General features: G+C 68.9%; 21 protein-coding genes. 11 read left to right on the forward strand and 10 right to left on the reverse strand.

Features of this window, described 5'->3' with window-relative positions:
* Positions 1 to 77: 77 nt before the first annotated feature.
* On the reverse strand, positions 78 to 236 hold the full coding sequence (locus tag ACRWNM_RS28370) for a hypothetical protein (RefSeq protein WP_431971164.1): 159 nt from the start codon (positions 234 to 236) through the stop codon (positions 78 to 80).
* Between the two features lie 343 nt (positions 237 to 579).
* Here ACRWNM_RS28370 and ACRWNM_RS28375 point away from each other — a divergent pair, with 343 nt between their 5' ends.
* The 8 genes from ACRWNM_RS28375 (at position 580) to ACRWNM_RS28410 (ending at position 10831) form a co-directional block, all read left to right on the forward strand.
* Complete coding sequence (locus ACRWNM_RS28375) at positions 580 to 2295, forward strand: acyclic terpene utilization AtuA family protein (protein ID WP_431971165.1); 1716 nt, start codon at positions 580 to 582, stop codon at positions 2293 to 2295.
* Positions 2292 to 3455: an acyl-CoA dehydrogenase family protein gene (locus tag ACRWNM_RS28380; protein WP_431971166.1), complete on the forward strand. Its 1164-nt coding sequence runs from the start codon at positions 2292 to 2294 to the stop codon at positions 3453 to 3455. The genes ACRWNM_RS28375 and ACRWNM_RS28380 overlap by 4 nt, the downstream gene beginning before the upstream one ends.
* Positions 3452 to 5050, forward strand: a complete 1599-nt coding sequence (locus ACRWNM_RS28385) for an acyl-CoA carboxylase subunit beta (protein WP_431971167.1) — start codon at positions 3452 to 3454, stop codon at positions 5048 to 5050. Before ACRWNM_RS28380 ends, ACRWNM_RS28385 begins: the two co-directional genes overlap by 4 nt.
* A gap of 7 nt (positions 5051 to 5057) precedes the next feature.
* A complete protein-coding gene (locus tag ACRWNM_RS28390; RefSeq protein ID WP_431971168.1) occupies positions 5058 to 7142 on the forward strand; it encodes a biotin carboxylase N-terminal domain-containing protein in 2085 nt (694 codons plus the stop codon).
* Between the two features lie 4 nt (positions 7143 to 7146).
* The gene (locus tag ACRWNM_RS28395; protein ID WP_431971169.1) at positions 7147 to 8307 is read left to right on the forward strand and encodes an acyl-CoA dehydrogenase family protein; all 1161 of its coding nucleotides are present in this window, start codon (positions 7147 to 7149) and stop codon (positions 8305 to 8307) included.
* 98 nt (positions 8308 to 8405) lie between these two features.
* The gene (locus tag ACRWNM_RS28400) at positions 8406 to 9188 is read left to right on the forward strand and encodes an enoyl-CoA hydratase family protein (RefSeq protein WP_431971170.1); all 783 of its coding nucleotides are present in this window, start codon (positions 8406 to 8408) and stop codon (positions 9186 to 9188) included.
* 4 nt (positions 9189 to 9192) lie between these two features.
* Positions 9193 to 9807 (forward strand): TetR/AcrR family transcriptional regulator, encoded by a 615-nt coding sequence (locus ACRWNM_RS28405; protein WP_431971171.1) that lies wholly within the window; start codon positions 9193 to 9195, stop codon positions 9805 to 9807.
* A 241-nt stretch (positions 9808 to 10048) separates the two neighbouring features.
* Entirely contained in the window at positions 10049 to 10831 is a 783-nt protein-coding gene (locus ACRWNM_RS28410; RefSeq protein ID WP_431971172.1) for an SDR family oxidoreductase, read from the forward strand.
* A gap of 155 nt (positions 10832 to 10986) precedes the next feature.
* On the opposite strand, the gene ACRWNM_RS28415 is transcribed toward ACRWNM_RS28410, so the two are convergent.
* From ACRWNM_RS28415 to ACRWNM_RS28450, 8 genes are all read right to left on the reverse strand, one after another.
* Positions 10987 to 13065, reverse strand: a complete 2079-nt coding sequence (locus ACRWNM_RS28415) for a glycosyltransferase family 39 protein (protein ID WP_431971173.1) — start codon at positions 13063 to 13065, stop codon at positions 10987 to 10989.
* Positions 13065 to 14324: a glycosyltransferase gene (locus tag ACRWNM_RS28420; RefSeq protein WP_431971174.1), complete on the reverse strand. Its 1260-nt coding sequence runs from the start codon at positions 14322 to 14324 to the stop codon at positions 13065 to 13067. The genes ACRWNM_RS28415 and ACRWNM_RS28420 overlap by 1 nt, the downstream gene beginning before the upstream one ends.
* A 175-nt stretch (positions 14325 to 14499) precedes the next feature.
* A complete protein-coding gene (locus ACRWNM_RS28425; protein WP_431971175.1) occupies positions 14500 to 15129 on the reverse strand; it encodes an SAM-dependent methyltransferase in 630 nt (209 codons plus the stop codon).
* Between the two features lie 114 nt (positions 15130 to 15243).
* Positions 15244 to 16287 carry a 2Fe-2S iron-sulfur cluster-binding protein gene (locus tag ACRWNM_RS28430; RefSeq protein ID WP_431971176.1) on the reverse strand — a complete coding sequence of 348 codons (1044 nt, stop codon included), beginning with the start codon at positions 16285 to 16287 and terminating at the stop codon, positions 15244 to 15246.
* Positions 16288 to 16296: 9 nt separating this feature from the next.
* Positions 16297 to 17145 carry an SDR family NAD(P)-dependent oxidoreductase gene (locus tag ACRWNM_RS28435; protein ID WP_431971177.1) on the reverse strand — a complete coding sequence of 283 codons (849 nt, stop codon included), beginning with the start codon at positions 17143 to 17145 and terminating at the stop codon, positions 16297 to 16299.
* A gap of 13 nt (positions 17146 to 17158) precedes the next feature.
* The gene (locus ACRWNM_RS28440) at positions 17159 to 18724 is read right to left on the reverse strand and encodes a flavin-containing monooxygenase (protein ID WP_431971178.1); all 1566 of its coding nucleotides are present in this window, start codon (positions 18722 to 18724) and stop codon (positions 17159 to 17161) included.
* Between the two features lie 18 nt (positions 18725 to 18742).
* The gene (locus ACRWNM_RS28445) at positions 18743 to 19732 is read right to left on the reverse strand and encodes an AurF N-oxygenase family protein (protein WP_431971179.1); all 990 of its coding nucleotides are present in this window, start codon (positions 19730 to 19732) and stop codon (positions 18743 to 18745) included.
* Positions 19729 to 20694: a diiron oxygenase gene (locus ACRWNM_RS28450; protein ID WP_431971180.1), complete on the reverse strand. Its 966-nt coding sequence runs from the start codon at positions 20692 to 20694 to the stop codon at positions 19729 to 19731. Before ACRWNM_RS28450 ends, ACRWNM_RS28445 begins: the two co-directional genes overlap by 4 nt.
* A gap of 194 nt (positions 20695 to 20888) precedes the next feature.
* Between ACRWNM_RS28450 and ACRWNM_RS28455 the strand changes: the two genes are divergently transcribed.
* Positions 20889 to 21224, forward strand: coding sequence for a DUF4873 domain-containing protein (locus ACRWNM_RS28455; RefSeq protein ID WP_431971181.1), 336 nt, complete (start codon positions 20889 to 20891; stop codon positions 21222 to 21224).
* Positions 21225 to 21248: 24 nt separating this feature from the next.
* Entirely contained in the window at positions 21249 to 21977 is a 729-nt protein-coding gene (locus tag ACRWNM_RS28460) for a TetR/AcrR family transcriptional regulator (protein WP_431971319.1), read from the forward strand.
* A 172-nt stretch (positions 21978 to 22149) separates the two neighbouring features.
* On the opposite strand, the gene thiD is transcribed toward ACRWNM_RS28460, so the two are convergent.
* Positions 22150 to 22995, reverse strand: a complete 846-nt coding sequence (gene thiD / locus ACRWNM_RS28465; protein ID WP_431971182.1) for a bifunctional hydroxymethylpyrimidine kinase/phosphomethylpyrimidine kinase — start codon at positions 22993 to 22995, stop codon at positions 22150 to 22152.
* Between the two features lie 76 nt (positions 22996 to 23071).
* On the opposite strand from thiD, the gene ACRWNM_RS28470 reads away from it, so the two are divergent.
* Positions 23072 to 24220: a GTP-binding protein gene (locus tag ACRWNM_RS28470; RefSeq protein WP_431971183.1), complete on the forward strand. Its 1149-nt coding sequence runs from the start codon at positions 23072 to 23074 to the stop codon at positions 24218 to 24220.
* Positions 24221 to 24295: the final 75 nt, after the last annotated feature.

The raw sequence follows: 24295 nt of genomic DNA on the forward strand, positions 1-24295 counted from the left end.
CGGGGCCCGCAGTTTCGCGACAACCGTCCGGACGTGAGGTGTCGCTCAGATGCGGATGAGGCGGCTGGCGGCCGAGACTAGAGGAAGCCCCAGGCGATCGCGCCTGCCGCGGCGAGTACCGCACAGACCGCCAGGGAGATGGAGAGGGGGCGGGAGGTCTTCCACGTGGAGTACGCGCCGCCGATCAGGAAGCCGGCGAGGGCGAGCAGCAGGATCACGGTGACGTCGGTGGACATGGGGCCATTCTGGTGGGTCGCAGGTGCAGTGGCCGAGGGCGGGTATGCGGGCTGTGTTTTTGGCGCGCTGGCGCGCGCGTGTTCGCGGCCCCTGGTGTCTCGCTTCCGAGCGGTCGAGACTCGCGACTGCGTCGCATGCATCTCGACCGCTCGGAAGCGAGACGGGCCGCGAACGGGCTCGTAAGACTCGCCCTGGGAGTGCGTTGTTGGCACGTTCGGGCTGCACGCTCATGGGTGTGACCTGCTTGAACAATTAACAAGCACGCACGCTTGATTTTTTCTCGATCGGATGTGATGCTGAACTCCGGAACGTGAACTCCACCGCAAGGGAGGCCTCCGGCTGATGAGTAGATTGGCCGCCGATCCGGATGTCATCCGCATCGGCAACTGTTCCGGGTTCTACGGCGATCGGCTCAGCGCCATGCGCGAGATGCTCGAGGGCGGGCAGCTCGACGTGCTCACCGGCGACTATCTTGCCGAGCTGACCATGTTGATCCTGGGCAGGGACCGGATGAAGGACCCGAGCCTCGGCTACGCCAAGACCTTCGTCAAGCAGATCGAGGACTGCCTCGGGCTCGCTCTGGAACGGAATGTGCAGATCGTCGCCAACGCGGGCGGCCTGAACCCGGCCGGGCTGGCCGAGAAGCTGCGCAAGGTGGCCGCCGATCTCGGGCTGGACGCCAAGGTCGCGCACGTCGAGGGCGACGATCTGCTCTCGCGCGCAAGCGAACTCGGCCTCGGCAGCCCGCTCACGGCCAACGCCTACCTCGGCGGGTGGGGCATCGTCGAATGCCTGAACGCGGGCGCCGACATCGTGGTCACCGGCCGGGTCACCGACGCCTCGGTGATCGTCGGCCCGGCCGCCGCGCACTTCGGCTGGGGCCGAACCGATTACGACGCGCTCGCGGGCGCGGTGGTCGCTGGCCACGTCATCGAGTGCAGCACCCAGGCCACCGGCGGCAACTACGCCTTCTTCACCGAACTCGCCGATCTCGGCAGGCCGGGCTTCCCGATCGCCGAGATCCGCCGCGACGGCAGCAGCGTGATCACCAAGCACGAGGGCACCGGCGGCGCGGTCACCGTCGACACGGTCGAGGCGCAGCTGATGTACGAGATCCAGGGCGCGCGCTACGCGGGCCCGGACGTCACGACGCGGCTCGACAGCATCCGGCTGAGCCAGGAGGGCCGGGACCGGGTGCTGATCAGCGGCGTCACGGGCGAGGCGCCGCCGCCGCAGCTCAAGGTGTCGCTGAACACCCTCGGCGGCTTCCGCAACGAGATGGAATTCGTGTTGACCGGCCTGGACATCGCGGCGAAAGCCGCGCTGGCGCAACGCCAGCTGGAATCCTGGCTGCCGGTGCGCCCGGCCGAGCTGGAGTGGACGCTGGCCCGGCTCGACCGGCCGGACGCCGACACCGAGGAGCAGGCCAGCGCGCTGCTGCGCTGCGTGGTCCGCGACCAGGACCCGAACAAGGTCGGCCGCGCCTTCTCCAACGTCGCGGTGGAACTGGCCCTGGCCAGCTACCCGGGATGCACCTTCACCACCCTGCCCGGCAACGGCTCGCCGTACGGCGTGTTCACGCCCGGCTTCGTCGACGCGGGCGAGGTGCCGCACGCCGCGGTGCTGCCGGACGGCAGCCGCGTCGAGGTCGCGGCCGCGACGGAAACAACTGCACTGGAGAGTGTTTCGGAACCCGAGCTGCCGGAGCCGTTGGCCGCGAGCGAGACTCGCCGCGCCCCGCTCGGCACGGTCGCGCTGGCGCGCAGCGGTGACAAGGGCGGTGACGCGAACATCGGCGTCTGGGTGCGAACCGACGAACAGTGGCGTTGGCTGGTGCACACGCTCACCGTGGACCGCATCAAGGAACTGCTGCCCGAGGCCGCGTCGCTGTCGGTCACCAGGCATGTGCTGCCGAACCTGCGCGCCGTGAACTTCATCATCTCCGGCCTGCTCGGCAAGGGCGTGGCCTACCAGGCCCGCTTCGATCCGCAGGCCAAGGGGCTCGGCGAATGGCTGCGGTCCCGTCACCTCGATATCCCCGTGGAGCTGCTCTCATGACCAGTGCCGTAGTCAGTCCGTGGAACACGCCGGAGCGGCGCGAATTGCGCTCCACCGTGCGCGGTTTCGTGGAGCGCGAGATCCTGCCGTACCTCGAGGACTGGGAGCGCGCGGGCGAGATACCCCGCGAGCTGCACAAGAAGGCGGGCGCGCTGGGTCTGCTCGGCGCGCAGTTCCCCGAGTCGGCGGGCGGTTCCGGCGGCGACGGCGTGGACGCCATGATCGTCTGCGAGGAGATGCACCAGGCGGGCGCCTCCGGCGGGCTGTTCGCCTCGCTGTTCACCTGCGGCATCTCGGTGCCGCACATCATCGCCTCCGGCAACGAGGACTTGATCGAGCGCTTCGCCCGTCCGACCCTGGCCGGCGAGAAGATCGGTTCGCTGGCCATCACCGAACCGGGCGGCGGCTCCGACGTCGGCCACCTCACCACCACCGCGCGCCGCGACGGCGACCACTACATCGTCAACGGCGCGAAGACCTACATCACCTCCGGCTGCCGCGCCGACTTCGTGGTCACCGCGGTGCGCACCGGGGGCCCCGGCTCGGGCGGCATCTCGCTGCTGGTCGTGGAGAAGGGCACGCCCGGTTTCACCGTCAGCCGCAAGCTGGACAAGATGGGCTGGCGCGCCTCCGACACCGCGGAACTGTCCTACGTCGACGTGCGCGTGCCGGTGGAAAACCTGGTGGGCCAGGAGAATTCCGGCTTCTATCAGATCGCGGGCGCGTTCGTCAGCGAGCGGGTCGGCCTCGCGGTGCAGGCGTATTCGCAGGCGCAGCGCTGCCTCGAGCTGACGCTCGAATGGGTGCGCAACCGTGAGACTTTCGGCCGTCCGCTGATCAGCAGGCAGGCCGTGCAGAACACGGTGACCGAGATGGCGCGGCGCATCGACGTCGCCCGCGTCTACACCCGAGATGTGGTGCAGCGCAGCGCCAATGGCGAGACGGACCTGATCGCCGAGGTGTGCTTCGCGAAGAACACCGCCGTCGAGGCGGGCGAGTGGGTGGCCAACCAGGCCGTCCAGCTCTTCGGCGGGCTCGGCTACATGAGCGAATCCGAGGTGGAGCGCCAGTACCGCGACATCCGCATCCTCGGCATCGGCGGTGGTACCACCGAGATCCTGACCGCACTCGCCGCCAAACGATTGGGGTACCAGTCATGACGATCTTGCGCAGCACGCTCGACAGCGGTTCGGCGGAGTACAGCGCCGCCGCCGAGGCGATGAACGCCAAGCTCACCGAGATCGGCGCCGAGTTCGCCAAGAATGTCGCGGGCGGTGGTCCGGACAAGATGGCGCGGCACCGCAAGCGCGGCAAGCTGACCGCGCGCGAACGCATCGAACTGCTCATCGACGAGGACTCGCCGTTTCTCGAGCTGTGCCCGCTTGCCGCGTGGGGTAGCGATTTCCATGTGGGCGGCAGCGTGATCGCGGGCATCGGCATCGTCGAAGGCGTCGAATGCATGATCGTCGCGCCGGATCCCACGGTGCGCGGCGGCACCTCGAACCCGTGGACGCTGCGCAAGAACCTGCGCATGAACGACATCGCCATGGAGAACCGGCTGCCGGTGATCGGCCTCGTCGAGTCGGGCGGCGCCGACTTGCCCACGCAGAAAGAGGTTTTCGTCCCCGGCGGCCGGATGTTCCGCGATCTGACGAAGCTCTCCGCGATGGGCGTCCCGACCATCGCGCTGGTGTTCGGCAACTCCACGGCGGGCGGCGCCTACATCCCTGGCATGTCCGACTACACGGTGATGATCAAGGAGCGCTCCAAGGTGTTCCTCGGCGGCCCGCCGCTGGTGAAGATGGCCACCGGTGAGGAGTCCGACGACGAATCCCTCGGCGGCGCCGAAATGCACGCCAGGACATCGGGTCTGGCCGACTACCTGGCCGCCGACGAGCAGGACGCGATTCGCATCGGCCGCTCCATCGTCAAACGCCTGAACTGGAAGAAGCAGGGTCCCGCGCCGCGCGCGGAAGTGATCGAGCCGCTGCTCGATCAGGAGGAGCTGCTCGGCATCGTTCCTTCCGATCTGAAGATCCCGTTCGATCCGCGCGAGGTGATCGCGCGCGTCGTGGACGGCTCCGATTTCGACGAGTTCAAGCCGCTGTACGGCAGCAGCCTGGTCACCGGTTGGGCCGAGCTGCACGGCTATCCGGTCGGTATCCTCGCCAACGCGCGCGGTGTGCTTTTCTCCGAGGAGGCGCAGAAGGCGGCGCAGTTCATCCAGCTGGCCAACCAGTCGGATACGCCACTGTTGTTCCTGCACAACACCACCGGCTACATGGTCGGCAAGGAGTTCGAGCAGAAGGGCATCATCAAGCACGGCGCGATGATGATCAACGCGGTCTCCAACTCCAAGGTGCCGCATATCTCGCTGCTGATGGGCGCCTCCTACGGCGCCGGGCACTACGGGATGTGCGGTCGCGCGTACGATCCGCGCTTCGTCTTCGCCTGGCCCAGTGCGAAATCCGCGGTCATGGGCGGAGCGCAGCTGGCCGGTGTCATCTCGATCGTGGGCCGTGCTGCCGCCGAGGCGAAGGGCATGCCGTTCGACGAGGAGGCCGACGCGGGCATGCGCGCCATGATCGAGGCGCAGATCGAGGCCGAGTCGCTGCCGATGTTCATGTCGGGCAGGCTCTACGACGACGGCGTCATCGACCCCCGCGACACCCGCACGGTATTGGGTATGGCGCTCTCGGCCATCCACAATGCCCCGATCAAGGGCGCCGAGGGCTTCGGCGTCTTCCGGATGTGAGGCAGCCGTGAATTCAATTTCGACCGTTCTGGTCGCCAACCGCGGGGAGATCGCCCGTCGCGTCTTCGCCACCTGTCGGCGTATGGGCCTCGGGACCGTCGCCGTGTACTCCGACGCGGACGCCGCGGCCCCGCACGTCGGCGAGGCCGACGCCGCGGTCCGGCTCCCCGGCAATACGCCCGGCGAGACCTACCTGCGCGGCGAGCTGATCGTGGCGGCCGCGCTCTGCGCGGGCGCCGATGCCATCCACCCCGGCTACGGATTCCTTTCGGAGAACGCGGAATTCGCGCGTGCGGTGCAGGCGGCCGGTCTGGTGTGGATCGGACCGCCGATCGAGGCCATCGAGCAGATGGGCTCGAAGGTCGCGTCCAAGAAGATGATGGACGCCGCGGGCGTGCCGGTCCTCGCCGAGCTGGATCCCACCGAGGTCACCGAGGCGCACCTGCCGGTGCTGATCAAGGCGTCCGCCGGTGGCGGTGGGCGCGGCATGCGGGTGGTGCGCGATCTCGCCGACCTGGAACCGCAGATCGCGGCGGCCCGGCGCGAGGCCGAGTCCGCGTTCGGCGATCCGACCGTGTTCTGCGAGCGGTACCTGGAGACCGGCAGGCACATCGAGGTCCAGGTGATGGCCGATACGCACGGCACGATCTGGTCGGTCGGCGAGCGCGAGTGCTCCATTCAGCGTCGCCACCAGAAGGTCGTCGAAGAGGCGCCTTCGCCGCTGGTGGAGCGCATCGACGCCATGCGCGCTTCAGGCCCGGAGGCGGTAGCGGAGCGTGGCCACGGAGGGTCCGCGGGCATGGCCAATGGGCAGAGCATGCGTGAGCGGCTGTTCGAGGCGGCCCGGCTGGCCGCTGGCGCGATCGACTACACCGGCGCGGGCACCGTCGAGTTCCTGGCCGACGAGCAGGGCGATTTCTTCTTCCTGGAGATGAACACCCGTCTCCAGGTGGAACATCCGGTCACCGAGTGCACCACGGGACTGGATCTCGTACGCCTGCAACTGGAGGTGGCCGCGGGCGGCAGGCTGCCCGCGGAACCACCCGCCATGCGCGGGCATTCGATCGAGGTCCGGCTCTACGCCGAGGACCCCGCGCACGACTGGCAGCCGCAGAGCGGCACCGTGCACCGGCTCGACATCCCCTCGGTCACGGCGGAATTCGATCTGCTCGACCGTGCGGGCGTGCGCCTGGACACCGGCGTCGTCGACGGTTCGGTCGTCGGCGTGCACTACGACCCGATGCTGTCGAAGGTCATCTCCTACGCGGAGACGAGGACCGAGGCGGCGCGACTGCTGGCCTCGGCCTTGCAGCGGGCCCGCATTCACGGTCTGGTGACCAACCGCGACCTGCTGGTGCGGGTGCTGCGGCACCCCGCCTTCCTGGCGGGCGACACCGACACGGCGTTCTTCGAGACGCACGGATTGTCTACGCTCGCAGCGCCTTTGGTGTCCGAGGCCGACGAGGCGCTGTCCATCGTCGCGGCCGCGCTCGCGGACGCCGCGGCCAACCGTGCGGCGGCGCGGACCAGCGGCGGGCTGCCGAGCGGCTGGCGCAACCTGCCCTCGCAGTCGCAGCGCAAGTCCTACGAGAGCCGCATCAGCGGCGTGCACGAGGTCGGCTACCGGTTCACCCGCTCCGGCGTGACGGTGGACGGCCATGAGGGTGTCGAGCTGGTGGAGCTGAACCCGGAGCGCGTGGTGCTGAGCGTGCCCGGCGAACACGGACCGGTGCGGCGGGTGTTCACCGTCGCGCGCTACGGCGATCTGGTCTGCGTCGACTCACCGCTCGGACCGGTGAGCGCACGGAGGCTGCCGCGCTTCAGCGATCCGGCCGACCAGGTGGCCACCGGTTCGCTGCTAGCACCCATGCCGGGCAGCGTGATCCGGCTCGGCGCGGAGGCAGGCAGCCGGGTGGACGCCGGGCAGCCGATCCTGTGGCTGGAAGCGATGAAGATGGAACACACCATCGCCGCGCCCACCTCCGGTGTGCTGAGCGCACTCAATGTCACCGTCGGCCAGCAGGTCGACATCGGCGCAGTCCTTGCCGTCGTGGATCCCGACGACGCGGTCAACGAGAACCAGGAGCAGTAACCCCATGAGTTTCATCGAATCCGACGAGCGCAAGCAGCTGCGGGCCGCGGTGGCCGCGCTCGCCGCGAAGTACAGCTACCGCGACTACGTGTTGCCCAAGGCGCGCAAGAGCGAGCCGCTCACCGAATTGTGGGACGAGGCGGGCAAACTCGGCTTCCTCGGGGTGAACCTGCCCGAGGAGTACGGCGGCGGTGGCGCCGGCATGTACGAGCTGGCGCTGGTGATGGAGGAGCTGTCGGCGCAGGGCGCGGGCCTGCTGCTCATGGTGGTCTCGCCCGCCATCTGCGGCACCATCATCACCAAGTACGGCACCGACGAGCAGAAGCAGCACTGGCTGCCCAAGCTCGCCGACGGCTCGGGCAAGATGGTCTTCGGCATCACCGAGCCGGACGCCGGATCGAACTCGCACCAGATCACCACCACGGCCCGCCGCGACGGTGACGACTGGATCCTCAACGGCCGCAAGATCTTCATCTCCGGCGTGGACCAGGCCGAGGCGGTGCTGATCGTCTCGCGCACCGAGGACCACAAGACCGGCAAGCTCAAGCCCGCCCTGTTCATCGTCCCGACCGACGCTCCCGGCTTCACCAAGACGGCGCAGGAGATGGACATCATCGAGCCGGACCACCAGTTCAACCTGTTCCTCGACGACGTCCGCCTGCCGTCCAGCGCCCTGGTCGGCAAGGAGGACGCGGCGCTGATGCAGCTGTTCGCCGGTCTGAACCCGGAGCGCATCATGGGCGCCGCGATGGCCGTCGGCCTCGGCCGCTACGCCATCGATCGCGCGGTGGAATACGCCAAGGAGCGCACCGTCTGGAAGACGCCGATCGGTGCGCACCAGGGCATTTCGCATCCGCTGGCGCAGGTGAAGATCGAGCTGGAGATGGCCAAGCTGATGATGCAGAAGGCCGCCACGCTCTACGACGCCGGCGAGGAGATGGGCGCCGCCGAGGCCGCGAACATGGCCAAGTACGCGGCGGCCGAGGCCAGCATCAAGGCGCTGGACCAGGCGATCCAGACGCACGGCGGCGCGGGTCTCACCGCGGACTACGGACTCGCGGCCATGCTCGCGGCATCCCGTATCGGCCGTATCGCCCCGGTCAGCCGTGAGATGGTGCTCAACTTCGTCGCCCAGTTCTCGCTGGGTCTGCCGAAGTCCTACTGACGCAGTCGATCCCGCTCCGTCCGGAACCTCGAGCGCGGTTTCGCGACGATCCGAAAGACGGAGCGGGATCCCCCGATCGACGAATCACAGGAGACCCGATGACCGACACTTCCACCGCGCCGCTCGTTCGCTACGAGATCCGCGACGGCTTCGCGGTCCTCACCTTCGACTCGCCGCACAACCGCAACGCGCTGTCCTCGCGCCTGGTCGCCGACCTGCTCCGCGGCCTGGACGACGCGGCCGCCGATCCCGCGGTGCGCGGCATCGTGCTCGCGCACACCGGCAACACCTTCTGCGCGGGCGCCGACCTCAGCGAGGCCAGCGACGCCGACCCCGCGGTGGCCGCCGACCAGCGCACCCGCGTGATGATCGACGTGTTGCGCAGGCTCGTGGAGATCCCGAAGCCGGTGATCGCGCAGATCGACGGTAACGTGCGCGCGGGCGGCATGGGCATCGTCGCGGCCTGCGATCTGGTGGTGGCCGGGCCCGGCAGCTCCTTCGCGCTCACCGAGGTGCGAATCGGCCTCGCGCCTTTCATGATCTCGCTCACCCTGCTGCCGCGGCTGACCCCGCGCGCGGCGAGCCGCTACTACCTGACCGGCGAGAAGTTCGGCGCCGAGGCGGCCACCGAGATCGGGCTGGTCACGATTACCGCAGACGACCCGGCGGCCGAGGTCGCACGGCTGATCGGTGAGCTGCGCAAGGGTTCCCCGCAGGGCCTGGCCGAGGCCAAGCGCCTGGTCAACGCGGACATCCTGGCCGGGTTCGACGCCTCCGCCGAAGAACTCGCGCGGCGTTCGGCGAGCTTCTTCGGCACCCCCGAGGTGCACGAGGGGATGCTGGCCTTCCTGCAGCGGCGCGCACCGAGCTGGGCAGAATAGCGCCATGGCGACACCCCACGAACCCAAGCAGGACCGCAGCCGAGCGACACGGCAGCGGCTGCTAGAGGCGACCATCGACTGCCTGGCCGAGATGGGCTGGGCCGCCGCCACGGTCGCGGTGGTCGCCGAACGGGCGGGGGTGTCGCGCGGTGCCGCCCAGCACCACTTCCCGACCAGGGAGGATCTGATCACCGGCGCGCTGGAGTACATGTTCGACACCCGCATGGACCAGGCCAAGACGGAGGCGCGGACGATCGCGGGGGTGGCCGAGGGCGTGGGCCGGACGGAGGCCGTCGTGGCCGGACTGGTCGAGTCCTACACCTCGCCGCTGTTCAAGGCGGCGTTGCAGGTGTGGACGCACGCCGCCGCCGATCCGGTGCTCCGCGAGCGCATCGTGCCCTTGGAGGCGAAGTTCGGTCGCGTCGCGCACCGCAGGGCCGTCGAGGCGCTCGGCGTCGACGACTCCGATCCCGTCGCGCACCACTTGGTGCAGGCGACCCTCGACCTGGCTCGCGGGCTCGGTCTCGCCGACGTCCTCACCGACGACTCGGCCCGTCGCAAGGAGATCGTCCAGCAGTGGTCGGCGACACTGCATTCTGCCCTCACCACGCCACGCTGAGGTCTGCACTGCGCGGCTGCTGAACCATGCTCCTGCGCTGTGCGGCTCTCGCATGGCGCGGCTTCCGCGTTGTGCGGCTCTCGGGTTGTGCGGTTCTTACGCAGTGCGGCTCCCGAATAGTGCTGCTCCGCGCTGAGTAGCTCCTGACCTGCATGTTCTGCGCGATGTCACACTCGTCGGCCCCGTGTCGTCCTCCCTGTGAACGCGGAACACCGCCGCAGCGGAACACAAGGAGCAGGACATGAACGCCAGCAAGAAGATCGCCGTCGCCGGAGCCACCGGACGTCTTGGCCGTCACGTCGTCGACGTGCTGAACGAGCAGGGACACGAGGTGGTGGCCTTCTCCCGCGCCAACGGCGTGGACATCGAGACCGGCGCGGGCCTCGTCGAGGCGCTGGCCGGGGTGGACGTGGTGATCGACGCCTCGAGTACGCCCTCCGCCGACAAGGACGTCGCCACCGCGTTCTTCACCGCCGCCGCGCGCAACCTGCACGAGGCGGGCAGCGAGGCAGGGGTCGAGCGGTTGGTCGTGGTGTCCATCATCGGCATCGACAGCACGGTCGCGGGCTACAACGCCGCGAAGCTGGCGCACGAGCAGGAGCTGGCGAAAGGCCCGCTGCCGGTGCAGATCCTGCGGGCCGCGCAGTTCCACGAGCTGGTCGAGGTGATGATGCAGTGGGGCACCCAGGGTGAGGTCGCCTACCTGCCGAACATGCGCACCCAGCTGGTGGCCGCCCGCGCCGTCGCCGAGAAACTCGTCGAGTTGGCCGTGAACCCGGCCCCGGAGACCACCGACGGACCGTTCCCTGAGATCGCCGGACCCCAGCCGGAGACCATGGCGGGCGCGGCCGCGCTGCTCGCCGCCCGGCGCGGTGACGCGGTCCGGGTGCAGGAGATGAGCGACCCGGCCAACCCCGACCGCGAGCGGTTCGAGGACGGCACACTGCTGGCCGGTCCGCACGCCACCCTGGCGGGTCCGACGTTCGCGGAGTGGGTCGAAGCGACGTACTCGGCCGCCAACTGAATGCTCGACGCCGCCGCGCTGAATGTTCGACACCGCTGTGCGGTGTGCGAGCTGCTGCGCAGTATTCGATGACGCCGCGTGCTGTTCGATGACGCCGCGCATTGCCCAACGCCGCTGCGCACCGGATCTCGAAAGAGCCTGTGCGCAGCGGTTTTTCAGCGTGCCGTCAGGTCGTAGACGGTGACGCCGTCCACCTCTTGGGCGGTGAAGTTGCCCCGCACCCATGCGGTGATCTTCGCGCCCTCCGACGACTCGCCGCCGTTCGGGCGGTTGTCCTCGCCGCCGAGGAAGTAGTGAATCTTGCCCTCGGCCACGTACTGCTGGAACTGGGCCAGCGTCGGCGACGGATCGGTGCCGTTGAAGCCGCCTATCGGCATCACGGGCAGCTCGGTGGCGAGCTGATAGCCCGCCGACTGATTGGAGCTGACCGTCGCCGCCACCCAGGTGTAGGCGTCGCCGTCGTCTTCGAGCAACGCGATCAGTCGATCGCCGGGCATGCTTGCGCTCATGAACCCGCCGCCCGGACCGCCGAAACCGGCTGGGCCGCCCATAGTTCCGTCACCCGACTGCGACGGCGCCGTGCCGTTCGGACCTGTGGCCGTACCGCCCGGAATCGCGGGGGCGCCGCCCCCCGGAGTCATGCCGGGCGCTCCTGGCGCGCCGCGCAGTGCCCCGTCGCTTCCGTTGCGCCCTGGCATCATCGGTCCACCACGCATACCGCCACCGTCGCCCGGTCCGCCGGGGCGACCGCCGAAGCCGAAGCCGACACTCGGACCCGCCGACGGGATCGGACCGGAATGCGGTGTGGCCAACGTGTGCGCGGTGTACGCGACCGGACCGGCCAGGCCGACGAACGCGACGGTCAACGCGGCCGCGAGGGAACGCTTGCGCCCCAAGGGAAACAGCAGCGCCACCGTCGCGGCGACACCCACCGCCAGTACGGCCCACCGCAGCCACGGCACGAAGTCGACACTGCGCGAGAGCAATATCCAGGCGGTCGCGGTCGTCACGCCGGTAGCGAGGGCCAGCGCCACCCGAGCCAGGACCCGGTCCCGTTCGCGCCAGAGCAGGACCGCACCGGATCCGGTCAACGCCGCGATCGCGGGCGCCAGCGCGACGGTGTAGTACTGGTGGAAGATCCCCGCCATGAAGCTGAAGACCAGGCCGGTCACCAGCAGCCATCCGCCCCACAGCACCAGCGCGGCTCGTCTGCCGTCGATTCGAGGACCTCTGCCGCACAGAACGATCCCGGCGATCAGCGCTACCAGAGCCGCGGGGATCAGCCAGGCGATCTGCCCGCCCTGCGCGGGTTCGAACAGCCGGGTGATGCCGGTGTCTCCCCACATCATGCCCCGGCCGCCTTCCGCGCTGGGGCCGACGCTGCCGGTCTCGTTGCCGTTGAGGCGGCCGAGTCCGTTGTAGCCGAGCGTCAGCTCCAGGATCGAATTGTTCTGGGAGCCACCGATCCACGGCCGCGAGGACGCGGGCCAGAGCTCCACCGCCAGCAGCCACCAGCCCGCCGCCACCACCATCGCGGCGCCCGCCGCGCACAGCTGCGCGATCCGCTTGCCCAGCGCGGGCGGACCCGCGATCAGATAGGTCAGCGCCAGCGCGGGCACCACGAGCAGCACCTGCAACTGTTTGGCCAGGAATCCGAAACCGATGAAAGCGCCTGCGAGCACGAGCCAGCGCCAGCGTCCGTCCGCCACCGCGCGCAGCATGGCCCAGGCCGCGGCGACCATCAGGAACACCAGCAGCGCGTCGGGGTTGTTGAACCGGAACATCAGCGCGGCAACGGGAGTCACAGCGAGGACGAGCCCGGAGAGCAGGCCCGCGGCGGGCCCGAACGAACGGCGCACCGTCGCCCACAGCAATGCCACCGTGCCGACGCCGAGCAGCACCTGCGGCACCAGAATGCTCCAGCTGCTCAGGCCGAACAGGCGCACCGCGAGTTCCATCAGCCACAGCGAGGCGGGCGGTTTGTCGACGGTGATCGAGTTCCCCGCATCGGAGGAGCCGAAGAAGAAGGCGATCCACGACTGCGAACCCGCTTGTACGGCGGCCGAATAGAAGGCGTTCGCCCAGCCGTTCACGCCGAGGTTGTAGAGGTAGGCCACGCCGGTTCCGATGAGCAGCGCGGCGAGCGCCGGGTACTCCCAGCGATTGCGCTTCGGCAGCCTCGAGTTCTGCTGAAGCGAAATGGATTTCGGCGGGGTCAGCGTCGCGGTGCTCATCAGCGGCCCTCGTCCACCACGGTCGTCCGGTACTGCCGGCCGCCCGCGTGCCGGAAGACCCAGCGCAATCCGACGAACCGCGCCAGGGTCGCCACGAGATTGGCGACCACCAGCACCAGCAGTTCCCAGTGCACGGGCGCGTCCGGCGCCCAGCGATGCAGCGCGAACAGCGAACCGCTCGTGACCAGCAGGCCGAACCCGAAGAGCAGCAGTCCCTGGAATTGGTGTGCGACAACGCCGTTCGTGCCGCGCATACCGAAGGTGAAGGCGCGGTTGGCCGCGGTGTTGCCGACGGCCGTCACCAGTAGCGCGAGGAAATTCGCCGCCTGCGGCCCGGTCAGCGGTTGCCACAACAAGTAGAGCAGCAGGTACCCGACCGTCGAGGCGACGCCGATGAGCGCGAACCGTACCACCTGACCCACCATGCCCAGCGGCACGCCTGGTACCAGCGGTTCCCGCCCGATGGCCCGCCGCACGTCGTCCAGCGGCAGCGCGCCGGTGGCCATGGCCCGGCCGAGCCGCCAGATGCCTTGAAGATCTTTGCGCGCGGTGTCGACGATGTCGACGCGGCTGTCGGGATCGTCGATCCAGTCCACCGGCACCTCGTGGATGCGCAGACCCGCGCGTTCGGCGAGCACCAGCAGTTCGGTGTCGAAGAACCATTCGCCGTCCTGCACCAGCGGCAGCAGCCGCCGAGCGACATCGGTGCGCGTCGCCTTGAAACCGCACTGCGCGTCGGAGAACCCGGTGCGCAGCGCGGCCTTCAGGATCAGGTTGTAGCTGCGGGAGATGAACTCGCGCTTCGGTCCGCGCACCACCCGCGAGCCCGCGGTCAGGCGGGTGCCGATGGCCAGGTCGGAGTGGCCGGAGACCAGCGGAGCCACCAGGGGCAGCAGTGCGTCGAGGTCGGTGGACATGTCGACGTCCAAATAGGCGACGACCTGCGCGTCGGAGTGCTCCCACACGGCGCGCAGCGCCCGGCCGCGGCCCTTGGCGTCCAGGTGCACCACGCGCACGTCGTCGTATTCGGCCGCGAGCAGCAGGGCGACCTGGAGAGTCGCGTCGGTGCTCGCGTTGTCGGCGATGGTGATACGCGCCGGGAAGGGGAAGCCGCCGCCCAGGTACGCGTGCAGTCGCTGCACGCAGATGCCCAGGTCGGTCTCCTCGTTGTAGACGGGAATCACCACGTCGAGCACGGGCGGTCGGCCCGTGGCTCGATTCTGCTGCGCCGCGCTGGCGACGGCCACGGTTTCGGTCATGCTCCCACCGTCGGCGGTGTAGCTGCCGTGACGCTGGGACCGGGCTGTGAGGTTGCTGGGTACGTTAACGTCCACGCGCCGGACGTCCCCAGCGCCGCGGCATGGCGGAAGCGAAGGCGGAGGTACGCCCACTGCCGCAGTCCATCCTCAGCCCTGCGCGTGGCCGGATGTACGCCTAGCGCAGGCGGCGGATACGCAGCACCGTGTCCTCCCTGCGGCCGTCCTGCCCCTCGGGACCGGGCCATTCGCGACCGACGACCTCCTCGGTCTCGACCCGCCATTCCCCTGGCTTCGGATCGAGGGCGGCGAGCGTGCCGGGGATGGTCGGGAATTCGAAGAACGGCGGCTCGGTCATCCAGGTCGGCCAGCCCGCGTGCGCCACGACGATCAGCACACCGCCGGGCGCGACGGCCTCGGCGGCGAGCCGCAAGATCTTGTCGCGTTCGCCGTCCGCGGCGACCGGCGAATGCAGGAACTGGGCCGACACCAGATCGAACGAGCCCTCGGGGAAGGAATGCGCGAGATCGTGCCGCTCCCAAGTGATTCGGTCCCCGACGCCCGCCGCGGCAGCGCGCTCGGCCGCCCGTTCCAACGCGGTGGCCGACACATCGGCCGCCAGCACCCGCCAGCCACGCTCGGCCAGCCAGATGGCGTCGCCGCCCTCGCCGCAGCCCAGGTCGAGCGCGGCGCCAGGCGCGAGATCGGCGGCTTCGCGGACCAGCAACACATTCGGTTTCCCGGTCCACATCTGCTCGCGCTCACGGTAGAAGTCTTCCCAGTACTCCTGAGCGGTGGTTTCGGTCATCGAACGCCTCTCCTGACCTGCGTATGCCGGTGATGGACCGCGGGGGAACCCGCAAGAGCATGGTGCACGCAGGTCGAGAAGCCGTGCCAGATTCTTTGCCGTTTCGGCAATCGACTACTGATCGAAGTCGATGTGGACGCGGTCGGAGACAGGCACGGACTGGCACGCGAGGGTCAGGCCGAGTGCGAGATCGGCGTCGACCAGCGTCTCGTTGCGCAGCATCCGCACCTCGCCCGCGCGGACCGTGCACGCGCACGCACTGCACTCGCCCGCTCGGCAGGAGAACGGCGCGTCGTAGCCGTTGGCCAGCAGCACCTCGAGCAGCGTGCGGGTGCGCGGCCACGGCAGTTCCAGCGTGCGTCCGTCGAGTGTGACGGTGGCGGTTGCCGCGCCGGATTCGGTGGGCGCGCCGGGCAGTTCGATGTCGGCGAACGGATCGCCGGTCAACGACTGGAACTTCTCGTGGTGGATGTGCGACTCCGGCATGCCGATCGCGCGCAGCGCAGCGGTGCACGCTGCCATGAAAGGCGCTGGGCCGCAGAGGAACGCGTCGTAGCGTGGGTAGGGGAGCAGCAGGTCACGCAGCGCGGGCGTCGTCGGCACGCCGCGCTCGTCGACCAGCCAGTGCACCACCGTGAACCGATCCGGGAATTCGACCGCGATGTCCTCCAGTTCCGCGCCGAAGATCACCGCGCCCGCGTCGTCGTTCGCGTAGATCAGCAGCACCGTGCCCGAACCTGCGATCAGCGCCGACTTCGCGATGGACATGATCGGGGTGATGCCGCTGCCCGCCGCCAGCAGCAGCAGATCGGCGTCCAGCGATTTCGGCACGAACACCCCGGACGGCGCGAGCACCCGCAGCCGCATGCCCACGGACACGTTGTCGCACAGCCAATTCGAGGCGTAGCCGCCGGGCGTGCGCTTCACCGTGACGATCGCGTCGTCGTCCGAGTGCGGTGAGCTGGACAGCGAATAGCAGCGGGCCACCGATCCGGTGCGGTCGCTCGGCACCTCGAGGGTGAGGAATTGCCCCGGGTGGTAACGGAATCGAGAGACGAGCGCGTCGGGAATCTCGAACACCAGCGAAACCGCCGCATCCGTCTCCTCGATCACCTCCACCACTTCCAGGGTGTGCACATGGGAATTGGCCCGCGTCATCGGTCCCGCCTACAGCTCGATGCCGAACCGGCTCGCGGCCCGCTTGCCCAGCCGGTACAGCGGCACGCCGAGATCCTCGTAGTGCGGCCCGAGCAGCCGCGGGATCAGGTCGAAGCCGCGGGCGTCCGGCCCGATGAGCACGCGCGCCTTGTTCTTGCGCACGCCGCGCAGGATGATCTTCGCGGCCGTTTCCGGGCTGGTCATGGTGATCAGCTCGAAGCCGCGGCGCACCGTCTCCCGATCGACGTTGTCCGGTATGCCGCGCGCGTTCACCGCGATCTCGGTCGACACGCCGCCGGGATGAACGCAGGTCACCCCGACCGGATATCCGGCGATGCGCATTTCCTGCCGCAACGCCTCGGTGAAGCCGCGCACCGCGAATTTGGCGGCGTTGTACGCGCTTTGGGACGGTATTCCCATCAGACCGAAGACCGAGGAGATGTTGACGATGTGTCCGTCGCCGGAGGCGATCACATCGGGCAGGAAGGCCTTCGTGCCGTGCGCGACGCCCCAGAAGTCGATGTTCATCACCCAGTCGAAATCGTCCCAGTCCATGTCGAGGACGTCGGCGCTGAGCGCCACCCCGGCGTTGTTCACCACCAGGTCGACGCCGCCGAACTCGGTGCGGACGTCCTCGGCGTGCGCGTAGACCGCGGTCCGCTGCGCGACGTCGAGCTGATAGGGAATCGCGGTGGCGCCGAGCTTTTCGCAGCGACCCGCGGTGTCGGCGACCGCGCCGGTGTCGATATCGGACAGCGCGAGGCGGCTGCCGTGGCGGGCCAGCTCCAGCGCGAGCGCCCGGCCGATGCCGGAGCCCGCGCCGGTGATGACGGCGACCTTGTTGTCGAAGTGGCGCATGAGATATCCCCCTTCAGCTACCGGTGATCGTGGTCGGGAAGGTTTGGGCGGGACGGTTTTCCAGCACGACGGTCGGTCGCGCCGGGACGCTCGGCGCGGGTCCGATGAACTCGTACTCGTCCGGCCGCAGCCGCCTGGTCTGTAGCCAGTACTGCCAGGTGAAGCCGGACCACAGCGTTCGGTTGTTGCCGTGCTCGTCCAGATACCAGCTGCGGCAGCCGCCGGTGTTCCACACCGAGCGGCCCAGCTTCCGCTGGAGTTCGGCGTTGAAGTGGTCCTGCGCCGTCCGCCGGGGCACCAGCGCCGCCGCGCCGCGCGCTCGCACCTGCAGGATCGCGTCCAGCACGTAGTGGATCTGCGACTCGATCATGAAGATGACCGAGTTGTGGCCGAGCCCCGTGTTCGGGCCGAGCAGGAAGAAGGCATTCGGCATGTCCGCCACGGTGATCCCGCGGTGTGCCTGCACGCCCTCCACGGTCCAGCGCGCGGCCAGGTCGACGCCGTCGCGGCCGGTGATGGACAGGGTGGTGAACGAATCGATGACATGGAATCCGGTGCCGTAGACGATCACGTCGGCCGGGTGCTCGACGCCGTCCGCGGTGACGATGCCCCCGGCGGTGAAGTGGTCGATGCGGTCGGTGACCACCGTCGTCTTGGGATCGGCCAGCGCCGGATAATAGGTGTCCGAGCCGAGCAATCGCTTGCAGCCCGCGCGGTAGTCGGGCGTCACCGCGGCGCGCAGCGCGGGATCGGCGATCTGGCGCGCGATGTGCCGCTTGCCGAACCATTCCAGCGTCTTCAGCAGGTCGGGCCTGCGGGTCATCGCGTAGGCGGCGACCTCCGCGCCCCAGTAGATGCCGTTGCGCAGCGCGAAGCGCAGTCCGGGCACCCGTCGCAGCGCGGTGCGGAACCGATCGGAGAAGACGACGTCGGCGCGCGGCAGCACCCACGGTGCGGTGCGCTGGAACACCGTCAGCGCGCCCACTTCGTCCACGATCTCCGGCACGAACTGGATCGCGCTCGCCCCGGTCCCGATCACCGCCACCCGCTTGCCGCGCAGGTCGGCCCCGTGGTCCCACTGCGCCGAATGGAAGGCGGCGCCCCCGAATTCGGAACTGCCCGGGAACTGCGGGATGCTCGGAATGTGCAGCGCTCCGATGGCCGAGACGATGAAACGCGCGACGTACTCCTGGCCGTCGGCGCCGAACGCGTGCCAGCGCCGTTCGTCCTCGGCCCAGTACCCGCGAACCATGTGCTCGCCGAATCGGATACGGTGGCGCAACCGATACTTGTCCGCGACTTCCTGGAGATAGTCGAAGATCTCCGGCTGCTCGGAGAACAGCCGTCGCCAATTCGAGCGTGGCTCGAAGGAATACGAGTACAGGTGGGTCGGCACATCGCAGGCGCAGCCCGGATACGTGTTGTCTCGCCAGGTGCCGCCGATGTCGTCGGCCTTCTCCACGATCAGGTAGTCGCCGAGTCCCGCCTTGTCCAGCGCGATCCCCATGCCGAGGCCGGAGAATCCACTGCCGATGATCAGTACCCCGGTGCGCACCGGAGCCGAATGCCGCGCCGACATAGCATCACTTCCCTCGGGTCATGCCGCCGCGCGGCGGTCGAGGTCGTCGAGAATGTCCTGCGGCACACTGCGCGACATGCGGTAGAGCCGCCGCGTCACCGCGCCGTCGAGCATGCCCACCTCGTGGGCGAAACGCAGCAGCGGCTCGCCCGCGAAGGTCGCGTTCACCTGGAAGTTCGGTGAGGTGAACGCGGCGAGGAAGCCGCGTAGCGGATCGATGCCCACCGACCGGTACACGCGCGGATTGATCAGCACGGGATACACGCCGAGCACCATCACCGCGAAGACCACGCGGTGGAAGGCGTTGGACACCTTGCCGCGCGCCTCGATGGCGCGCACCAATTCCTCACGGGCGTAGGTGATGTGGCGCGCCTCCTCCAGCACGTGGATCTTCATCAGCTGGCGCACATGGGGTTGCAGGTCCGGATCGTTCATGGCCTCACGCTGCAACCGGTCCAAGATCTCCTCGATCAACAGGGTGCCCGCGTAAGCAGAAGGGCCGAGCGGGATGAAGGCGGCGAGGCGGCCGAGCTTGCGCCCGGTCTTCGGCAGCAGATACGGCCGCAGTCCGGTGAGATTCACCAGGCGGCTGAACATCGTGGAATGCCTCGTCTCCTCGCCGATCTCGGCGAGCGCGTAGCGGGTGTGATCGTCCACCAGCTGCTCGCTCTCCAGCACGGTGCGCAAGAGCATCGTGCTCAGCCCCGCCTCCGCGAAGATGCCGAAGCTGAGCACGCTGACCAGCTCGTGCAGTCCGAGTTCGGTGCGCTGCTCCGGGGTGAGTCGTTCCCACAGCGCGGTGCCGTACAGCGACTGCCGGTGTTCCGGCATCCAGTGCTTGCCCGGCTCGATCGGCGCGTCCCAATCGATGTCGACCTCGCCGTCGTAGGCGCGCTCGGCGGAGGAGCGCAGCAGGCGCTGGGCTGTCTTCTGCCGGTCGCCGACGGTCTTGCGACGTACCGTCGAGGCGCCCGCGGTGGTGACGATGGGTTCGGCTTCGGTGGTCATCGCACCGCTCTCCCGTTCGTGATCGAGCGAACGTCCGACATGCCCTGGGGCCGGTGCGTTTCGCGGAGGAAATCGCGCACGGTCGCCGTCGCGGCGCGTGCGTTGCGTCGATAGGCGCCGGTGGTGACCGCGGCCGCGGCGCCGGCGAGCGGATGGATGCCGACGGCGCGATACACCGCCGGGTGCACGAGCGTCGCGTAGGCGACGGCGACCACGGCGCTGAGCATCCAACGATGCAATGCAGCGCGAATCGGGCCGCGAGAGTCGATGGCGCGCAACAACTCCGCGCGCGTCGCCTCGATGTGGCGCGCGCTGGAGGCGGCGTGCAGCACGGCCAGCTGGCGCAGGTGGGGCTGGATGTCCGGATCGGCGGTGAGCTCGCGCAGCAGCTGAGCCGCCATCTCCTCGACGAGCAGGCGGAAGCCGAGCGCGGTGGGACCGTCCGGGATCCACAGCGTGAGCTTGGTCAGCGCGCGCAGCGGCGCGGGCAGCCGGTAGGGCGGCAGGCCGGTCGCGTTGATCAGCCTGCTGTACATGGTGGAGTTGCGGCTCTCGTCGTGAATCGCCGCGAGCGTGAATCGCGTGTGATCGTCGACGGGATCGCGGCTTTCGATGACGTCGCGGAACATCAGCATGGACAGCATCGACTGCGCGTAGATGCCGATGCCGAGCATGCTGACCAGCTCGTGCTTGCCGAGTTCGCGCCGCTGCTCGGGGGTCAGCCGCTCCCAGAGCCTGCTGCCGTACAGCGAAACACGTTCCGGCGGAAGCCAATGCTTCGCGGGATCGGGCGCCGCGTCCCAGTCGATGTCGAGATCGGGATCGTAGGCGGCCGCGGCGGCGCCCGCGAACAGCAGCCGCCGCGCGGTGGTCTGCCGATCGCCGATATGACGGCGCCGCCGCACGGCCGCACCGGACGGCGTGGTGGCGGGCCGGAAGCCGTAGTCGTGGCTGGACGTCATTGTCCCCACCAGCTCTCTGTGCTGGGTTTCAATCCGCTGTGCCGGAACGGCGGAGGAACGAGGTTCCCGCGAATGCGGAACTCCTAGTACCCAGTACCGCTAGTTCCGTGTACATTGACGAGTGTGTCCTACGTCTCACTCGATGTCAACGGTCGAGGTCGAGTGGGGCCTTACGAGCGAACGCAGGAGCCGGGATGAACAACGCCTTCGCCGACAGTCCGCACGCGGGATCCGATTACCTGGGCGCGGCGACCCTCGTCGTGCACGGCCGCGAGATCCCGGTGCAGGTCGAACTACGCGGCTATCGGGAACCGATCGACGGCATCTACCGGTGGTTCGGCCGGATTCGCCCGAACGACGACCTCTCCGCCGCGCTCGGTGACGAGCCGCGCACCAGGGTCACCATCCGCACCGAACACAGCGCCCGCGAGGGCTATGTCGGCGATCCCGATCCGTGGCGGCGCTTTCGTATCACGGGCAAGAGCACCCCGCCTTTTCCGGTTCCGACCGAGTTGCCCGAGGTCGAGTAAGGAATTGGTACGGTCGGAGCCGTGATGCACAGCCGCCGGGAAATCGACAAGGCGCGGCCCAAGCGGGTCGACGCCCGCACCGAGCGGTGGCGTGCGCATCGGGTGAAGGTGCGTGACGAGTTCGTCGACGCGGCGTTCCGTGCGCTGGACAAGTTCGGCCCCGACGTCAGCATGGGCGATATCGCCAAGGAAGCGGGCGCCGCGAAGCCCAAGCTGTACCGGCACTTCGAGGACAAGACCGACCTCTACAACGCCATCGTCGACCGGGTGCGCGACATGCTGTGGGAGCGCATCATCTCGAGCATCGACCTCACCGACGACTCGGCTCGCGAACTGGTGCGCCGCGGCGCGGCGGAGTACGCCCTGGTGGTCACCGAGCACCCGAACGTCTTCCGTTTCATGCTGCACAGTCACTTCACCCAGCAGGCCGACGAGTCCGAGCGGGCGTTGCAATCGGCCAGGCAGTCGGCGCGCCGGGCCGCCGAGCTGTTCGCCGGTCTGGTCGAGGACGAGTCGATCGACGTGGCGAGTGTCGAGCTCGTCAACTATTCGATATTCGGTGCGGTCGCCTCGGCCACCGACTGGTGGCTCGGCGCGAATCGACTCCAGGCCAACACGATGCCGATCGAGAAGTTCGTCGCCTACATCGCCGAGATCGTCTCGGCGCTCGCCGAGGCCAACGCCCGTCTCAACGGCATCGTCATCGACGCCGATCTACCCCTGCACCGGGCCTTTTCGGCCGAATCGTCCTGACCCCGGAGTGCCGCCGCGGACGGCACAGGGGCCTTGCCGCGTCCACTGTGAACGCCGTTGTTCCTGGCCGAGCCGCGCCGTTGAGGCCGGCCGTGTTCGCGACAACCTCAGTATGGACCCGCCCACCGACAAGTTTTCGCGGCCGGACTGCTGGACGAACGAGGCGTGGACGTCAGGAGTGACGCAGCCGCCACAGCGGCGAGACCGGGCCGTGGCCCGCGCCGAGATCGTAGGAGGCGGCCAGGCATCGGCGGGTCCATTCCTTGGCGAACTCGACCGCCTCCGGCACCGGATAGCCGTGCGCGAGGGCGCAGGCGATGGCCGCCGCGAGGGTGTCGCCGCCGCCGTGGTCGTTACCGGTGGTGAGGCGCGGCGCGGTGAACTCGTGGAAGTTCTCGCCGTCGAAGAGCAGGTCGGTGCTCGTCTCGGAGGAGCGAAGGTGTCCGCCCTTCACGATCGCCCAGCGCGCGCCGAGCGCGTGCAGCGCCTCGGCCGCGCGTCGCGCCTCGGCCTGGTCGGTGACCGTGATTCCGGTGAGCAGCCGGACCTCGTCGAGGTTCGGCGTCACGACCGTGGCGAGCGGAATCAGCGTGTGGCGCAACGCATCCAGTGCCTCCATGTGCAGCAGCGGGTCGCCGTGCATGGACGCCGCCACCGGATCGACCACCAGCGGAATCGTGCCGTCGCGGCCGATGCCCACTTCGCGGCAGACCTCGGCGACCGCCTCGATGATGGCCGTCGAGGCGAGCATGCCCGTCTTGGCCGCGCCGACGCCGATATCGCCGACCACCGAACGCACCTGGTCGGCGACGATCTGCGGCGGAATTTCGTGGAAGCCGCTCACGCCCACCGAGTTCTGCACCGTCACCGCCGCGACCGCGACGCACGCGTGCACCCCGCACATCGCCATCGTGCGCGAGTCGGCCTGGATCCCGGCGCCGCCGCCGGAGTCGGTGCCTGCGATGGTGAGGACGCGGACCGGAGTCTGTCCGTCGGCGGGAAGGGGCAGCAGTTTCACAGTCCCGACCCTAACGCCTGGTGGGCGGTGCCCACCCGCCCGCTACGAAGCAAATGAAAACCATTACCATTAATCCGTGACCACTTCCACGCGCTCCGATCTGCTGCCCGTCACCGTGCTGTCCGGTTTCCTCGGGGCGGGCAAGACGACGCTGCTCAACCACATCCTGGCCAACCGCGAGGGCCGCCGGGTCGCGGTCATCGTCAACGACATGAGCGAGGTGAACATCGACGCGGCCCTGGTGGCGGGCCAGGGGCACCTGGACCGCACCGAGGAGAAGCTGGTCGAGCTCACCAACGGCTGCATCTGCTGCACGCTGCGCGAGGACCTCATCGAGGCGGTGGGCAGGCTGGCCAGGGAGGGGCGCTTCGATCAGCTGGTCATCGAATCGACGGGGATCTCCGAGCCGATGCCGGTGGCGGCGACCTTCGACTGGGAATTCGAGGACGGCTTCACACTCGGCGACATCGCGAGGCTGGACACCATGGTGACGGTCGTGGACGCCTCGACCTTCCTCGGCGAGCTGGTCCGCGGCCAGGCGCTGGCGGAACGGAATCTGGAGGCGGGCGAGGGTGACGAGCGCAGTATCGCCGATCTGCTGGTCGACCAGGTGGAATTCGCCGACGTGCTGTTGATCAACAAGACCGACCTGGTGAGCGCGAACGCCGCGGGGACGGTGGAAGCCACGGTGCGACGGCTGAATCCGCGCGCTCGCGTGCTGCGCATCGAGCGCGGCGTGGTCGAGCTGGGCGAGGTGCTCGGCACCGGACGGTACAACCCGGTGGTCGCGTCCGAGACGGCAGGTTGGGCGGAAGAGCTTGCGGGCGGCCATGTTCCGGAGACGGACGAGTACGGCATCCGCAGCATCACCTACACCGCCGAACGTCCGTTCCATCCGGGTCGATTGGCATCGGCTCTCGACCAGCTGCGAGCTATTCTGCGCAGCAAGGGATTCTGCTGGATCGCCAGCAGGGCGAGTCTGGCGGCGATCTGGTCGCAGGCCGGACCGAACCTGACCTTCGAGCCCGCCGCGTGGTGGTCCTCGCTGGAAGTGCCCGCGGGACAGGAGATCGTCTTCATCGGCGTGAAGCTGGACGGCGACCGGGTGCGCGCACTCTTGGACGCCGCATTGCTCACCGACGCCGAATTCACTGCGGGACCGGAGGTCTGGGCAGATTTCGACGACCCGTTCCCGGCGTGGGGCGAGCTGCACGAGCACGCCTGAATCGTGGTGGCCGCGCCGCTGAAGTGCCGCGTCCGCTTTCCCGGCGCCGCTCGGGAACCGAACCTGCCGCGACCC

Source organism: Nocardia sp. bgisy134 (genome assembly GCF_965341865.1).
Taxonomy (GTDB): Bacteria; Actinomycetota; Actinomycetes; order Mycobacteriales; family Mycobacteriaceae; genus Nocardia.

Bases quoted from the DNA above. Each gene is read 5' to 3' on its own strand.
- ACRWNM_RS28405 (WP_431971171.1), top strand. From the start codon at position 9,193: ATGGCGACACCCCACGAACCCAAGCAGGACCGCAGCCGAGCGACACGG.
- ACRWNM_RS28410 (WP_431971172.1), top strand. From the start codon at position 10,049: ATGAACGCCAGCAAGAAGATCGCCGTCGCCGGAGCCACCGGACGTCTT.
- ACRWNM_RS28380 (WP_431971166.1), top strand. From the start codon at position 2,292: ATGACCAGTGCCGTAGTCAGTCCGTGGAACACGCCGGAGCGGCGCGAA.
- ACRWNM_RS28415 (WP_431971173.1), bottom strand. From the start codon at position 13,065: ATGAGCACCGCGACGCTGACCCCGCCGAAATCCATTTCGCTTCAGCAG.
- ACRWNM_RS28425 (WP_431971175.1), bottom strand. From the start codon at position 15,129: ATGACCGAAACCACCGCTCAGGAGTACTGGGAAGACTTCTACCGTGAG.
- ACRWNM_RS28455 (WP_431971181.1), top strand. From the start codon at position 20,889: ATGAACAACGCCTTCGCCGACAGTCCGCACGCGGGATCCGATTACCTG.
- ACRWNM_RS28375 (WP_431971165.1), top strand. From the start codon at position 580: ATGAGTAGATTGGCCGCCGATCCGGATGTCATCCGCATCGGCAACTGT.
- ACRWNM_RS28385 (WP_431971167.1), top strand. From the start codon at position 3,452: ATGACGATCTTGCGCAGCACGCTCGACAGCGGTTCGGCGGAGTACAGC.
- ACRWNM_RS28445 (WP_431971179.1), bottom strand. From the start codon at position 19,732: ATGACCACCGAAGCCGAACCCATCGTCACCACCGCGGGCGCCTCGACG.
- ACRWNM_RS28460 (WP_431971319.1), top strand. From the start codon at position 21,249: ATGCACAGCCGCCGGGAAATCGACAAGGCGCGGCCCAAGCGGGTCGAC.
- ACRWNM_RS28435 (WP_431971177.1), bottom strand. From the start codon at position 17,145: ATGCGCCACTTCGACAACAAGGTCGCCGTCATCACCGGCGCGGGCTCC.
- ACRWNM_RS28450 (WP_431971180.1), bottom strand. From the start codon at position 20,694: ATGACGTCCAGCCACGACTACGGCTTCCGGCCCGCCACCACGCCGTCC.
- ACRWNM_RS28420 (WP_431971174.1), bottom strand. From the start codon at position 14,324: ATGACCGAAACCGTGGCCGTCGCCAGCGCGGCGCAGCAGAATCGAGCC.
- ACRWNM_RS28440 (WP_431971178.1), bottom strand. From the start codon at position 18,724: ATGTCGGCGCGGCATTCGGCTCCGGTGCGCACCGGGGTACTGATCATC.
- ACRWNM_RS28400 (WP_431971170.1), top strand. From the start codon at position 8,406: ATGACCGACACTTCCACCGCGCCGCTCGTTCGCTACGAGATCCGCGAC.
- ACRWNM_RS28370 (WP_431971164.1), bottom strand. From the start codon at position 236: ATGTCCACCGACGTCACCGTGATCCTGCTGCTCGCCCTCGCCGGCTTC.
- ACRWNM_RS28430 (WP_431971176.1), bottom strand. From the start codon at position 16,287: ATGACGCGGGCCAATTCCCATGTGCACACCCTGGAAGTGGTGGAGGTG.
- ACRWNM_RS28395 (WP_431971169.1), top strand. From the start codon at position 7,147: ATGAGTTTCATCGAATCCGACGAGCGCAAGCAGCTGCGGGCCGCGGTG.